Annotated in this window: 11 protein-coding genes; 3 read left to right on the plus strand and 8 right to left on the minus strand. The window is 72.1% G+C overall.

Annotation, left to right across the window (positions count from 1 at the left end; genetic code table 11):
- The first annotated feature begins 299 nt into the window (after positions 1-299).
- Positions 300-1535: a trypsin-like serine peptidase gene (locus IE185_RS21880; RefSeq protein WP_138896403.1), complete on the plus strand. Its 1236-nt coding sequence runs from the start codon at positions 300-302 to the stop codon at positions 1533-1535.
- A 163-nt stretch (positions 1536-1698) separates the two neighbouring features.
- On the opposite strand, the gene hflX is transcribed toward IE185_RS21880, so the two are convergent.
- From hflX to miaA, 6 genes are all read right to left on the minus strand, one after another.
- On the minus strand, positions 1699-3198 hold the full coding sequence (gene hflX / locus IE185_RS21885) for a GTPase HflX (protein ID WP_138896402.1): 1500 nt from the start codon (positions 3196-3198) through the stop codon (positions 1699-1701).
- 214 nt (positions 3199-3412) lie between these two features.
- Positions 3413-4903, minus strand: a complete 1491-nt coding sequence (locus IE185_RS21890) for a M1 family metallopeptidase (protein WP_138896401.1) — start codon at positions 4901-4903, stop codon at positions 3413-3415.
- Positions 4904-5039: 136 nt separating this feature from the next.
- Positions 5040-7163, minus strand: coding sequence for a RelA/SpoT family protein (locus tag IE185_RS21895; protein ID WP_138896400.1), 2124 nt, complete (start codon positions 7161-7163; stop codon positions 5040-5042).
- A 185-nt stretch (positions 7164-7348) separates the two neighbouring features.
- Positions 7349-8236 (minus strand): diaminopimelate epimerase, encoded by an 888-nt coding sequence (gene dapF / locus IE185_RS21900; protein ID WP_138905842.1) that lies wholly within the window; start codon positions 8234-8236, stop codon positions 7349-7351.
- Between the two features lie 34 nt (positions 8237-8270).
- Positions 8271-8708, minus strand: a complete 438-nt coding sequence (locus IE185_RS21905; protein WP_138895854.1) for a hypothetical protein — start codon at positions 8706-8708, stop codon at positions 8271-8273.
- Positions 8709-8814: 106 nt separating this feature from the next.
- A complete protein-coding gene (miaA, locus tag IE185_RS21910) occupies positions 8815-9753 on the minus strand; it encodes a tRNA (adenosine(37)-N6)-dimethylallyltransferase MiaA (protein ID WP_138895843.1) in 939 nt (312 codons plus the stop codon).
- Positions 9754-9936: 183 nt separating this feature from the next.
- On the opposite strand from miaA, the gene IE185_RS21915 reads away from it, so the two are divergent.
- Positions 9937-10179, plus strand: a complete 243-nt coding sequence (locus IE185_RS21915; RefSeq protein WP_138895844.1) for a hypothetical protein — start codon at positions 9937-9939, stop codon at positions 10177-10179.
- Between the two features lie 25 nt (positions 10180-10204).
- The gene (locus tag IE185_RS21920) at positions 10205-10477 is read left to right on the plus strand and encodes an antitoxin (RefSeq protein WP_138895845.1); all 273 of its coding nucleotides are present in this window, start codon (positions 10205-10207) and stop codon (positions 10475-10477) included.
- Between the two features lie 99 nt (positions 10478-10576).
- Here IE185_RS21920 and IE185_RS21925 read toward each other — a convergent pair whose 3' ends face one another.
- The gene (locus IE185_RS21925) at positions 10577-11311 is read right to left on the minus strand and encodes a class III extradiol dioxygenase subunit B-like domain-containing protein (RefSeq protein ID WP_138895846.1); all 735 of its coding nucleotides are present in this window, start codon (positions 11309-11311) and stop codon (positions 10577-10579) included.
- 75 nt (positions 11312-11386) lie between these two features.
- Positions 11387-12871 carry a tRNA (N6-isopentenyl adenosine(37)-C2)-methylthiotransferase MiaB gene (miaB, locus tag IE185_RS21930; RefSeq protein WP_138895847.1) on the minus strand — a complete coding sequence of 495 codons (1485 nt, stop codon included), beginning with the start codon at positions 12869-12871 and terminating at the stop codon, positions 11387-11389.
- Positions 12872-12899 lie beyond the last annotated feature (28 nt).

The raw sequence follows: 12899 nt of genomic DNA on the forward strand, positions 1-12899 counted from the left end.
CGCGGTGAAGCCTGCGTCGCGCGCACTGGTCTGTATGTCCGTGCCCGTCCGGGCCGGACGTCGACCCTGCGTCCCCCGTACGTACCAACGACGGTGGCGCCGGAGGATCACGGGCAATAAGAAGATCCTTACGTCGGGGGAACCGTGCCCCTGCCGCGCGCCGTCCCCATCGGCACCGGCATAGTGGGGACCGCGCTCCGGCCCGGCGCTCCGTCGCCGGGGTGCGCGATGCGCGCGCAGTTCGCAGAGTTCACATCAGTTCGCTGAAGAAGATTTCGAAGTCCCAGGGGGATCACGACATGCGACCCATTCGCCCGACCAGCGCAGCACGTGGCGGGAGGAGCGCGCGTCGCCGAACCTCCCCCGTCCTCGCGGCTGTCGGCCTCGCCGCGGCCCTCGCCCTGACCGCCACCGCCTGCGGTCCGAGCGAGGACAACGCGGGCGGCGAGCCGAGCGCTCCCGCGGGCCAGGTCACCGGTGGGACCGACGGCAAGATCGTCATCCCCGACGATCTGAAGGACCGTCTGAAGGAGCACGGCGTCGACCTGGACAAGTGGAAGGGCGGCGCGTGGAAGGACTGGAGCAGGGACGACTGGCTCCGCGAGGCCGAGGACTACATCAACCCGATCATCGAGGACCTCTGGGACGCGGACCGCATGCGGGACGCCGAGGAGCCCGACAGGCCGGTGGACAACGACATCTCCGGTGACGAGGGTGTCACCGACCCGACGCCCGCGCCGGTCCAGGCGCAGCCCGTGAAGTCGCCGTACACCGCCGGCACCCCCGAGGCGGGCAAGCTCTTCTTCGACGGGCCCGAGGGGGCGATGGTCTGCTCAGCGACCGTCGTCAAGGACCCGGCGCACCCCGGCAAGTCCAACATGGTGTGGACGGCCGGCCACTGCGTGCACGCCGGCAAGAAGGGCGGCTGGTACCGCAACATCGCCTTCGTGCCGTCGTACAACGACACCGGCAGGTCGGCGGCGGAGCTCGACGGCGCGCCCAAGAACGAGAAGGAGATCGCTCCGCACGGTGTGTGGTGGGGCGACTGGGCGCAGACGTCCTCGCAGTGGATCGCCCAGGGCGGCCCGACCGGCGGCGAAGGCGCTCCGTACGACTTCGCGGTGCTGCACGTCACCCCGGAGAAGGGCAACCGCAAGTCCCTGGAGGAGACGGTCGGTTCGGCCCTTCCGGTGGAGTTCGACGCGCCCGCCGCGCCCGGCATCGCGAGCATGACGGCGACCGGTTACCCGGCCGCTCCGCCGTTCGACGGTCAGAAGCAGTTCCAGTGCGCGGACAAGCCGGGGCGCCTGTCCATCAGGGCCGGCGAGCCGACGATGTACCGCATCGGCTGCACCATGACCGGTGGTTCCTCCGGCGGCGGCTGGGCTGCCATCGGCCAGGACGGAAAGCCGGCGCTGGTCTCCAACACCTCGATCGGCCCGGTGACGGCCGGCTGGCTGGCCGGTCCGCGCCTGGGCAGGGAGGCCAAGGACATCTTCGACACGGTGAGCGGGAAGTTCGCCGACAAGTCGTAGTGCGGCAGGTGACCGCAGGTCAGGGCCCTCGGCGTATGCGCCGGGGGCCCTTCCCTGTTCGCCGTTCACCGGGCCGAAGGCCCGAAGGCCGCCCCCTCGTGGTGAGGGGGCGGCCTTCGGGTCTGCTCGGTTCCGGTACGAACGGCTCCGGAGCGGGCTGCGGTCAGTGAGCCGCCGGTACGTACGGCGCCAGGTCCGCCGCCAGCTCCTCGTGCACCCGCACCTTGATCAGCGTGCCGTCACCGGTGTGCTCCTCGGAGAGCACCTCGCCGTCGGCGTGCGCCCGCGAGATCAGCCCGCCGTGCGTGTACGGCACGAGCGCCTCGATCTCGACGGCGGGCCGGGGCAGCTCGGAGTCGATCAGCGCCAGCAGCTCCGCCATGCCCGCGCCCGTACGGGCCGACACGGCGATCGCGTGACGCTCGATGCGCAGGAGCCGCTGGAGGACGACCGGGTCCGCGGCGTCCGCCTTGTTGATCACCACGATCTCGGGCACGTCCACCGCGCCGACATCGCGGATCACTTCGCGTACGGCCGCCAGCTGCTCCTCCGGCGCCGGGTGCGCGCCGTCCACCACGTGCAGGATCAGGTCGGAGTCGCCGACCTCCTCCATGGTGGAGCGGAACGCCTCGACCAGGTGATGCGGCAGGTGCCGCACGAACCCGACCGTGTCGGCGAGGGTGTAGACCCGCCCGGTCGGCGTCTCCGCCCGGCGCACGGTCGGGTCGAGGGTGGCGAACAGCGCGTTCTCCACCAGCACACCCGCGCCCGTGAGGCGGTTGAGCAGCGAGGACTTTCCGGCGTTGGTGTATCCGGCGATCGCGACCGAGGGCACCTTGTTGCGCTTGCGCTCCTGGCGCTTGATGTCGCGGCCGGTCTTCATCTCCGCGATCTCCCGGCGCATCTTCGCCATCTTCTCGCGGATCCGTCGCCGGTCGGTCTCGATCTTGGTCTCACCGGGACCACGGGTGGCCATACCGCCGCCACCACCGGCACCGGCGCCGCCCATCTGCCGGGACAGCGACTGACCCCAGCCGCGCAGCCGGGGCAGCATGTACTGCATCTGCGCGAGCGCGACCTGCGCCTTGCCCTCCCGGGACTTGGCGTGCTGGGCGAAGATGTCGAGGATCAGGGCGGTGCGGTCGACCACCTTGACCTTGACGACGTCCTCGAGGTGGATGAGCTGGCCGGGGCTGAGCTCACCGTCGCAGACGACGGTGTCGGCACCGGTCTCGATCACGATGTCACGCAGCTCGATCGCCTTGCCCGAGCCGATGTACGTGGCCGGGTCGGGCTTGTCACGGCGCTGGACGACGCCGTCGAGCACGAGGGCTCCCGCGGTCTCCGCGAGGGCCGCCAGCTCCGCCAGCGAGTTCTCGGCGTCGAGCACGGTGCCTGAGGTCCAGACACCGACCAGCACCACACGCTCCAGGCGCAGCTGCCGGTACTCGACTTCGGTTACGTCTTCGAGCTCGGTGGAGAGGCCGGCCACACGTCGCAGCGCGGCGCGGTCGGAGCGCTCGAACTGGTCGCCGTCCCGCTCTCCGTCGACTTCGTAGCTCCAGGCGACGTCCTCTTCCATCAGGGCATCGGCCCGAAGGCTCTCGGTCACGTTCTCCGTGAAGCTCTGTGCGTCCTTGGAAGCGGAAGAAGAGGAGGTCATTGGATCCTTACGTCGATAGGAATCAGGTTACGCCGGTCACAACGCGTGACGTGGCCGGAAGATTCCCGCGGGTGCGGAGATCCCCGGCCCGGCAGCGCCGTGGGCCCGTTGATAGTGGCACGCCGCGCACCGGGCCGTCACTCCGGTTTATGCCCGCTTCCCGTCCCCTCGCACCTGCCGCCGCCCAGTCTCTGCCGCCCGGGCGCCGCCGGCCCTATCCCCGGGCCGGGCCGGCCTTGGCCGACGTCGTGGCCGCCTCGGTGCGCCAGTCAGGGTGCCCGGGCATCGCCGGCGTCTTCTTCCCGTACAGCCACTCCTTGAAGAAGGCGGTGAGGTCCCGGCCCGCGACCTCCGACGCGAGGCCGGTGAAGTCGGCGGTCGTCGCGCTGGCGTCGCGGTGGTCACCGACCCAGCGGCGCTCCAGCTGTCCGAAGGCCTCCTTGCCGATCTCCTGGCGCAGCGCGTACAGCACCAGGGCGCTGCCGTCGTAGACGACCGGCCTGAAGATGCTGATCTTCTTGCCCGGCGCGGGACCGCGGGGAGCGGCGGGCGGGCCGCCCTGGGCCCGCATGGCGTCCGACTGCGCGTACGCCTGGCGCATCCTCGCCTCCAGCGGACGCTTGGCGTGGTCCTCGGCGTACCGCGCCTCGTACCAGGTGGCGTGCCCTTCGTTGAGCCACAGGTCGGACCAGGAGCGCGGCGAGACGCTGTTGCCGAACCACTGGTGCGCCAGCTCGTGGACCATGATCGAGTCGACGTACCAGGCGGGCAGGTCGGAACGGGTGAACAGCGACCGCTCGAAGAGCGACAGCGTCTGGGTCTCCAGCTCGAAGCCCGTCTCGGCGTCGGCGACGAGCAGCCCGTACGCCTCCAGCGGGTAGCGGCCGATCTGCCGCTCCATCCACTCCAGCTGCCCCGGCGTCTTCTTCAGCCACGGTTCGAGCCGCGCCCGGTCGGCGGTGGGCACGACGTCGCGTACGGGAAGGCCGTTCGGCCCGTTCCTGCGCACGACGGTCGACCGGCCGAGCGACACCTGTGCGAGCTCGGTCGCCATGGGGTGGCTGGTCCGGTACGTCCAGGTGGCTCCGCCCGCGGCCTTCTCGGCCCCTCCCACGGGCAGCCCGTTGGCGACTGCCGTGACGCCCCGCGGAGCGGTGACGCGGAACGTGAAGAGCGCCTTGTCGGCGGGGTGGTCGTTGCACGGGAACACCCGGTGCGCCGCGTCGGCCTGGTTCGCCATGGCCAGTCCGTCGCGCGTGCGCACCCAGCCTCCGTCCGGGCCCTCCTTGGGCTGGGGGTCGCTGGTGTGCCGGACGGTGACGCGCAGCGGCCACCCCTCGTAGACCGGTGCGCCGGGGGTGACGATCAGGTCCTCCCCCGCCGTCTCGAACGCCGCGCGTTCGCCGTTCACCTCGACCGACGCGACGGCGCCGCGCGAGAAGTCCAGGTTCACGCGGTCGAGCCGCTCGGTGGCCACCGCGTCGATCTTCGTGACGGCGTCCAGGGGCTTGCTGTTGCTTCCGGAGTACGTGAAGGAGATGTCGTACGCGCGCACGTCGTATCCGGGGTTCCCCAGGTGCGGGAACAGCGGATCGCCGATGCCGAGCGCCACCGGTGGTGCGGGGGCGGGCACGGTCGCGGCGACGAGGGTGGCCGCCGCGGCGGCCAGCAGGGCGGCACGCAGGCGCCTGGAGGTGATCAGCATGGCCTACCGCTATCAGCGCCGGACGGGGCCTCCGTGACGGCACGCGTGGTTCCCACTCGAAAGAGCGGCGCGTTCGATCAGGCGGAGGCCCGGCCGTGCCGGGCGCGGCCACGCCCGCCCGGCGGCACGGGTTCCGTCAGGCGGTGGCGGGGCGCTGGGCGCGGCTCACGTCGTACACGCCGGGCACCGCGCGCATCGCGCGCATCAGCGCGGGCAGCTGCGCGGCGTCGGGGAGCCGGAGCGTGTACGTGTGCCGTACGCGCTGCTCGCTCGGCGGTTCGACGGTGGCCGAGACGACCGCCGCGCCCGCGGTGGCGATGGCCTCCGTCAGGTCCGCGAGGAGCCGCGGGCGGCCGAACGACTCGGCGACCAGCGTGACCCGGCAGCCGCCGGTGTTCAGCCAGCGCACGCTCACCGGCTCTCTCCCGCGCGCCCGCATCCGCCCCACGGCGGGGCACTCCTCGCGGTGCACGGTGACCGCGCCGCCGCGCACCGCGAAGCCCGTGACGGCGTCGGGCGGTACGGGCGTACAGCAGCCGGCGAGCCGTACGGTCGCGTCCGGCAGGTCCACGACGGCGTTGCCGGCGATCCGGCGCACCAGCGTGCCGACGCCGGGGGCCCGGCCGTCCGCGCTCTCCTGGGGCCTGGGCCCCGGCGGCCGGCCGGTGGCTCCCGCCGGGGCGGGCACCTCGGTCTGCGGATGGGCGGAGAGCCAGCCGGTGATGGCGATGCGCGCCGCGGGCGTGCGGGCGTGGTCGAGCCACTCGGGCAGGGGGCCGGAGCCGATGTCGAGGGCGAGGAGGGGCTGCACCGTGTCACCGTCGCTCAGCACCGTACTGAGCGTCGCCAGGCGGCCGTTGACCCGTGCGCCGATGCACCGGTGCGCCGCTTCGCCGTACTGCGCGTACGCGGCGTCCACACAGCTGGCGCCGGCCGGCAGCCCCAGCGTGCCGCCGCCCGGGCGGAAGACGGTGATTTCACGGTCCTCGGCGAGGTCCGCGCGCAGGGACGTCCAGAAGGTGTCGGGGTCGGGCGTGGACTGCTGCCACTCCAGCAGCCGCGAGAGCCAGCCGGGCCGGGTGGGGTCGGCGCGCACCCCGTCGTCGGCCGTCTCGGCGTCGTCGGTCGGTGCGTACGGGTTGCCCAGGGCGACGACGCCCGCCTCCGCCACCTTGTGCATCTGGTGCGTACGGATGAGGATTTCGGCCACCTCGCCGTCCGGGCTGACGACGGCCGTGTGCAGCGACTGGTAGAGGTTGAACTTGGGCGCCGCGATGAAGTCCTTGAACTCGGAGACGACCGGCGTGAAGCAGGTGTGCAGTTCGCCGAGTACGCCGTAGCAGTCGGCATCCTCCGCGACGAGGACCAGGAGCCGTCCGAAGTCCGTGCCGCGCAGTTCGCCGCGTTTCAGCCTGACCCGGTGGACGGAGACGAAGTGGCGCTGCCGGACCAGGACTTCGGCGGACAGGCCCGCGTCCCGCAGCACCCTCCTGACCTCTTCGGCGATGACGTTCAGGGGATCGCCCGTGCCGGCGTCCGCCGCGATGAGCGCGCGGGTGCGCTCGTACTCCTCGGGGTGGAGGATCGCGAAGACCAGGTCCTCCAGCTCGGTCTTGAGGGCCTGTACGCCGAGCCGTTCGGCGAGCGGGATCAGCACGTCGCGGGTGACGCGGGCGATCCGGGCCTGCTTCTCGGGGCGCATCACGGTGAGGGTGCGCATGTTGTGCAGCCGGTCGGCGAGCTTGATCGACATGACCCGCACGTCGTTTCCGGTGGCGACGAGCATCTTGCGGAACGTCTCGGGCTCGGCGGCCGCGCCGTAGTCGACCTTCTCCAGCTTGGTCACGCCGTCGACGAGGAAGCAGACCTCTTCGCCGAACTCCGACCGGACCTGGTCGAGCGTCACGTCGGTGTCCTCGACGGTGTCGTGCAGCAGCGCCGCCGTCAACGTGGTGGTCTCGGCGCCGAGTTCGGCGAGGATCAGCGTCACGGCCAGCGGATGCGTGATGTACGGCTCGCCGCTCTTGCGCATCTGCCCGCGGTGCGACGACTCGGCCAGTACGTACGCCCTGTGCAGGATGCTCAGGTCCGCGTCGGGATGGTGGGCGCGGTGGGCGTCCGCGACGTGGCCGATCGCGTCGGGCAGCCGGTCGCGCGACGTGGGACCGAGCAGGGCGACCCGGCCGATCCTGCGGAGATCGAGCCTGGTGCGGCCACGCCTGCGACTGGTGGCGCCTGGATTGGCGGCCTCTGCACTCATGGGCACCTCCGGCAGCGTCGACCGGCGGTGGACGGGTGGACCCGCGTCCCGGCCGGTGCTTGATGCTACCGAGCCCACCACGCCCCGCAGTCCCGCTCTCGCTCTGCGTGAACCGGATCACCCATTCGAGCGAAGCTGGGGATGGTGCCCGTTTCCCGCTGGTCGTACGGCCGTGGGGCCGGTGCCTACGAGTGCCCGGCCAGCCAGTCGGCGTCGAGGACTCCCTCGGCGACGATCACCGCGGGCCCGGTCATCTCGACGGCGCCGTCGGGCCGCTCGGTGATCACCAGACGGCCGCCGGGGAGGTCCACGGCGTACGCCACGGGCTCGCCGGTGACGGCGGGGTCGGCGCCGTCCCTGCGGGCCGCGGCGACGGCCACGGCGCAGGCTCCCGTGCCGCAGGAGCGGGTCTCGCCCGAACCGCGCTCGTGCACGCGCATGGCGACGTGGCGCGGGCCGCGGTCGACGACGAACTCGACGTTGACGCCGTCGGGGTACGCGGCGGCGGGGCTGAAGGGCGGGGCGGTGAACAGGTCGCCGGCGTGGTCCAGGTCGTCGACGAAGGCGACGGCGTGCGGGTTGCCCATGCTCACGTTGCGGGCGGGCCATTCACGGGCGCCCACCGAGACCGTCACGTCGCCCTCGGGCAGGACGGCCCGGCCCATGGAGACGGTGATGTCGCCGGCGTCGCCGGCGGCTCCGGCCTTGGCGATGTGCACCTGCTTGACGCCGCCGCGCGTGGCGACGGCCAGGTCGCCCTCGCCGACGAGGCCGGCGTGCTGGAGGTAGCGGGCGAAGACGCGCACGCCGTTGCCGCACATCTCGGCGATCGAACCGTCCGCGTTGCGGTAGTCCATGAACCATTCGGCCGCGTCGGCCATCGACCGGGCGTCGGGATGCGCGGCGGACCGTACGACGTGCAGCACGCCGTCGCCGCCGATCCCGGCCCTGCGGTCGCAGAGTCTCGCGACGAGGGAGGCGGGCAGGTCGACGGCGTTGTCCGGGTCCGGGACGATCACGAAGTCGTTCTCGGTCCCGTGCCCCTTGAGGAAGGCGGTCTGCGAGGTGCTCACGGCGTCAATCGTACGGGCCGGGTACGACAGCCGGTCAGCGGAGGCGGGCCACGCGCCAGACGGCGAGGGCGACGAGGCCGGCGCCCACGACGACGTAGAGCGCGATCATCCGCCAGTCGGAGCGCTTGCCCGACTCCCTGGACGGCAGGCCGGGCCAGGTGTGTCCCACGCGGCGGGCGGCCATCATGCCCCAGCCGGCGGCGCAGCAGCTGATCAGCAGTCCCAGCATGGCGACGACCGCTCCGCCGTCGCCGAACTCGAAGGCCAGGGGGAAGGCGAACATCAGGGAACCCATGGCGGCGAGCCCCACGATCGGCGCGAGCTGCCAGATCCGCAGGCGTGGCTGCGGGCGCAGCTCGACCTCGACCTCGGGGCCCGCGACACTCCCGGGCCCCCCGTCCTGCTCGTCGGGCCCGTCGGGGCTCAATCGGTCCGGTTCGTCCTGCGTTGTGTCACGAGGGCCGGCTTCCATCGCCACGCGCCCTCCCAACTTGGACTCACTGGTCGATCGAAGCTTGATGATGGCACGCGTCCGGGCACCGGAATGACGGGCGGAGCGTCCCGATGCCATCACGTGATCAGGCTGTGACCGCTCGTTCGACCAACGCCAGAGCCCGACGCGGGAGTTCCGCCCGGTCGTCGGCCGCGCCGCTCAGCCAGTGCACCCGGGGGTCCCGGCGGAACCAGGAGTCCTGGCGGCGCGCGAAGCGTTTGGTGGCGCGCACGGTCTCGGCGCGCGCCTCTTCCTCGGTGCACTCCCCCGCCAGCGCGGCCAGCACCTGCTGGTACCCCAGGGCGCGGGCCGCCGTGCGCCCCTCCCTGAGCCCCCGCGCCTCCAGGGCGCGCACCTCGTCCACAAGGCCCGCTGCCCACATCCGGTCGACCCGTACGGCGATGCGCTCGTCCAGCTCCGGGCGGGCCACGTCGACGCCGATCTGGACGGTGTCGTAGACGGAGTCGGGACCGGGCAGATTGGCCGTGAACGGCTTCCCGGTGATTTCGATCACTTCGAGGGCGCGGACGATGCGCCGGCCGTTGCTCGGCAGGATCGCGCGCCCCGCGTCGGGGTCGGCGGCGGCGAGCCGGGCGTGCAGGGCGCCGGGGCCCCGTAGTTCCAGTTCCTCCTCCAGGCGGGCCCGTACGGCCGGGTCCGTGCCGGGGAACTCGAGCGCGTCGATGGCGCCGCGCACGTACAGCCCGGAGCCGCCGACGAGGACGGGCGTACGGCCCTCGGCGAGCAGCCGGTCGATCTCCGCGCGGGCGAGCCGCTGGTACTCCGCGACGCTCGCCGCCTCGGTCACGTCCCAGATGTCGAGGAGGTGGTGCGGGATGCCGCCGCGCTCCTCGGGCGTCAGCTTGGCGGTGCCGATGTCCATCCCCCGGTAGAGCTGCATGGAGTCGGCGTTGACGACTTCCCCGCCGAAATGCCGGGCGAGGGCGACGCCCAGATCGGACTTTCCGGCTGCCGTGGGGCCGACAACGGCGATGACCCGCGGTGCGGGAGCTGCAGTTCTCACTCGCACAGTCTCGCAAACCCCACGCCCCCTCCCCGAACGAGTTACGTGACGGCACGCGGCCGGGTTCGTTGCCTGTTGCGAGGTTCCGGCCGCCGGTTTACGGACCGGCGCCCCCGGGCGGTGCGAGGAGACGCTCCGGTCGGGCGCGGGATTTCGCCCACACGAGTAAGGTATGGAGCAGATATGGGCGTTTTTGCACGGTTTAGCCGCAAGTCCAAGGGAGCCGCTGAGGCGTCAACCGAGGAGGCGAAGGCCGCCACCGGGACGGCCGACACTCCGGAGGAGACCGCCGCGGAGGAGCCGGAAGGCGGGGCCCAGAAGGCCGCCGAGGCTTCCGACGCCGGCGCGGACAACGTGGAGATCCCCAAGCAGCAGTCCGCGGACGAAGCGGCGGACAATGGGGCCGGAGAGAGCGCCCGTCAGTAGTCCCCCGAAGAAGCGAAGGTGTTCCATGGGCTTCCTGGATTCGTTGAAGGCCAAGCTTGCTCCTGCGAAGGACAAGGTCTCGGACCTCGCGCAGCAGCACGAGGGCAAGATCGAGCAGGGTCTGAACAAGGCCGCCAAGGCGGTCGACAGCAAGACCAAGGGCAAGTACAGCAGTCGGATCGAGTCGGGCACGGGCAAGGCCAAGCATGCCCTGGATCGCATCGCGCACAAGGACGACGGGCCCGGCGGAACCGGAGGCACCGGCACCACGCCGCCGCCTCCCCCTCCGGCGGTCTGACGCCCGGCCTTCTGATCAGCGGCGACGGTGGACGGCCGTGGAGCGCTTCCCGCTCCACGGCCGTCCCCGTGCGTGCGCGTGAGGGCTGGGCCGGTCGCCTCAGGACCAGACCGCGACGAAGTAGCCGACGCCGTAGGGGGCGTCCTCGTACAGCAGCCGGCCGCCGAGGCCGGCGCCCTCGGCGGCGCCCGCGAGGACCTGCCAGGGCGCTCGCCCCGCTGCCTTGAGTTCGTACGCCAGACGGCCGTCCAGGGCCGCCAGAGCGGCCGTGTCGGCCGCGCCCAGGGCCCGCGCCGCGGCGGCGTCGAACCCCTCGGCCCGTTCGTCCAGGTAGCCGGGCGCCTTGAGCGTCCGGCAGGCGCTGCCGTCGCCGAGTACGAGGAGGGCGACGCGCTCCGCCCGTGCGGCGAGCTTTCCGCCCTCCCGCGCGCACTGCTCACCGGCCAGCTGTTCCCCGACGCGCAGGCCCTCGACACGGGCGTCGGCCCACCGCGCGCGCGAGAGCAGCCAGGCCCCCACGGCGAGCGACGGGGGAAGCTCGCGTTCTGCGGCGCTTCCCGGGACGCCCGGTCGGGGCGTCGCGTCCGTTCCGAGGAACGTCGCGAAATCCGCACCGAAGCCCTCGAAGCTCCCCCTGGCGCCCTGGGGGTACGTCGCCGTGCCTTCCTGTTCCGCGGAACCGACCACGACGAGCAGGTCGGGACGGGAGGCCGCGAGTACGCCCACCGCGTCCGCGCACGCGTCCCGCGCGGCGGCGAGTTCCGGTGCGGCCCCCGAGGCGACCTCGGGGACCAGGAGCGGCGGACAGGGGCACACGGCGGCGGCGACAAGCATGCCCGGCAGCCTAGTACCCCGGCGGAATCGGACTCCGGGGCCGTTGCCGGGCGACACCCGTGGCGCGGGTGGCCGTTACTGGACGGAGCAGCCGCCCGTGACTGCCGGAAGCGGCTCCGGTACGCCGATCTTCGGCAGCCCCAGGAGCACACCGGCGCCCTGCTGCGGCTGCGCGGTGCGCTGCTCCCAGGCATCGCCCGCGCGGGTGCGGCGTACAGCCTTGGAGGGGCCCTCGGCCAGCAGGTGGTGCGGCGCGGCGTACGTGATCTCGACCGTCACGACGTCGCCGGGACGCACGTCCTGGTCCGGCTTCGTGAAGTGGACGAGGCGATTGTCGGGGGCGCGTCCGGAGAGGCGGTGCGTGGCGCCGTCCTTGCGGCCCTCGCCCTCGGCGACCATGACGTCCACGGTGCGGCCGACCTGCTTCTTGTTCTCCTCCCAGGAGATCTCCTCCTGCAGGGCGACCAGGCGCACGTACCGCTCCTGGACGACCTCCTTGGGGATCTGGTTCTCCATGGTGGCGGCCGGCGTACCGGGGCGCTTGGAGTACTGGAAGGTGAAGGCCTGCGCGAAGCGCGCCTCGCGGACCGTGTGCATGGTCTGCTCGAAGTCCTCCTCCGTCTCGCCGGGGAAGCCCACGATGATGTCGGTGGAGATGGCGGCGTGCGGCATGGCGGCGCGCACCTTCTCGATGATGCCGAGGAAGCGCTCCTGGCGGTACGAGCGGCGCATCGCCTTGAGGACGGTGTCCGAACCGGACTGGAGCGGCATGTGCAGCTGCGGCATGACGTTCGGCGTCTCGGCCATCGCGGCGATCACGTCGTCCGTGAAGTCGCGCGGGTGCGGCGAGGTGAACCGCACGCGCTCCAGGCCCTCGATCGTGCCGCATGCGCGCAGCAGCTTGGAGAACGCCTCGCGGTCGCCGATGTCGGAGCCGTACGCGTTGACGTTCTGGCCGAGCAGGGTGATCTCGGAGACGCCCTCGGCGACCAGTGCCTCGATCTCGGCGAGGATGTCGCCGGTCCTGCGGTCCTTCTCCTTGCCGCGCAGCGCCGGGACGATGCAGAAGGTGCAGGTGTTGTTGCACCCGACGGAGATGGACACCCAGGCGGCGTACGCGCTCTCGCGCCGGGTCGGCAGCGTGCTCGGGAACGCCTCCAGCGACTCCGCGATCTCGACCTGCGCCTCTTCCTGGACGCGGGCGCGCTCCAGCAGCACCGGCAGCTTGCCGATGTTGTGCGTGCCGAAGACCACGTCGACCCAGGGGGCCTTCTTGACGATGGTGTCGCGGTCCTTCTGCGCGAGGCAGCCGCCGACGGCGATCTGCATGCCCGGCCGCTTGGTCTTCATGGGGGCGAGCCTGCCGAGGTTGCCGTACAGCTTGTTGTCGGCGTTCTCCCGCACCGCGCAGGTGTTGAAGACGACGACGTCGGCGTCCCCGTCGGCGCCCTCCGGCGCACGCACGTATCCCGCGCCCTCCAGGAGGCCCGAGAGCCGTTCGGAGTCGTGGACGTTCATCTGGCACCCGTAAGTGCGCACCTCGTATGTCTTCTCGCTCATCTCGTACACCAGGGTACGGGCCCCGGCA

Origin of the sequence: Streptomyces chryseus (assembly GCF_014650755.1) — a bacterium.
Lineage (GTDB): Bacteria > Actinomycetota > Actinomycetes > Streptomycetales > Streptomycetaceae > Streptomyces > Streptomyces chryseus.

Coding starts and splice junctions, on each gene's coding strand:
- IE185_RS21880 (WP_138896403.1), top strand. CDS start 300: ATGCGACCCATTCGCCCGACCAGCGCAGCACGTGGCGGGAGGAGCGCG.
- hflX (WP_138896402.1), bottom strand. CDS start 3,198: ATGACCTCCTCTTCTTCCGCTTCCAAGGACGCACAGAGCTTCACGGAG.
- IE185_RS21890 (WP_138896401.1), bottom strand. CDS start 4,903: ATGCTGATCACCTCCAGGCGCCTGCGTGCCGCCCTGCTGGCCGCCGCG.
- IE185_RS21895 (WP_138896400.1), bottom strand. CDS start 7,163: ATGAGTGCAGAGGCCGCCAATCCAGGCGCCACCAGTCGCAGGCGTGGC.
- IE185_RS21905 (WP_138895854.1), bottom strand. CDS start 8,708: ATGGAAGCCGGCCCTCGTGACACAACGCAGGACGAACCGGACCGATTG.
- IE185_RS21915 (WP_138895844.1), top strand. CDS start 9,937: ATGGGCGTTTTTGCACGGTTTAGCCGCAAGTCCAAGGGAGCCGCTGAG.
- IE185_RS21920 (WP_138895845.1), top strand. CDS start 10,205: ATGGGCTTCCTGGATTCGTTGAAGGCCAAGCTTGCTCCTGCGAAGGAC.
- IE185_RS21925 (WP_138895846.1), bottom strand. CDS start 11,311: ATGCTTGTCGCCGCCGCCGTGTGCCCCTGTCCGCCGCTCCTGGTCCCC.
- miaB (WP_138895847.1), bottom strand. CDS start 12,871: ATGAGCGAGAAGACATACGAGGTGCGCACTTACGGGTGCCAGATGAAC.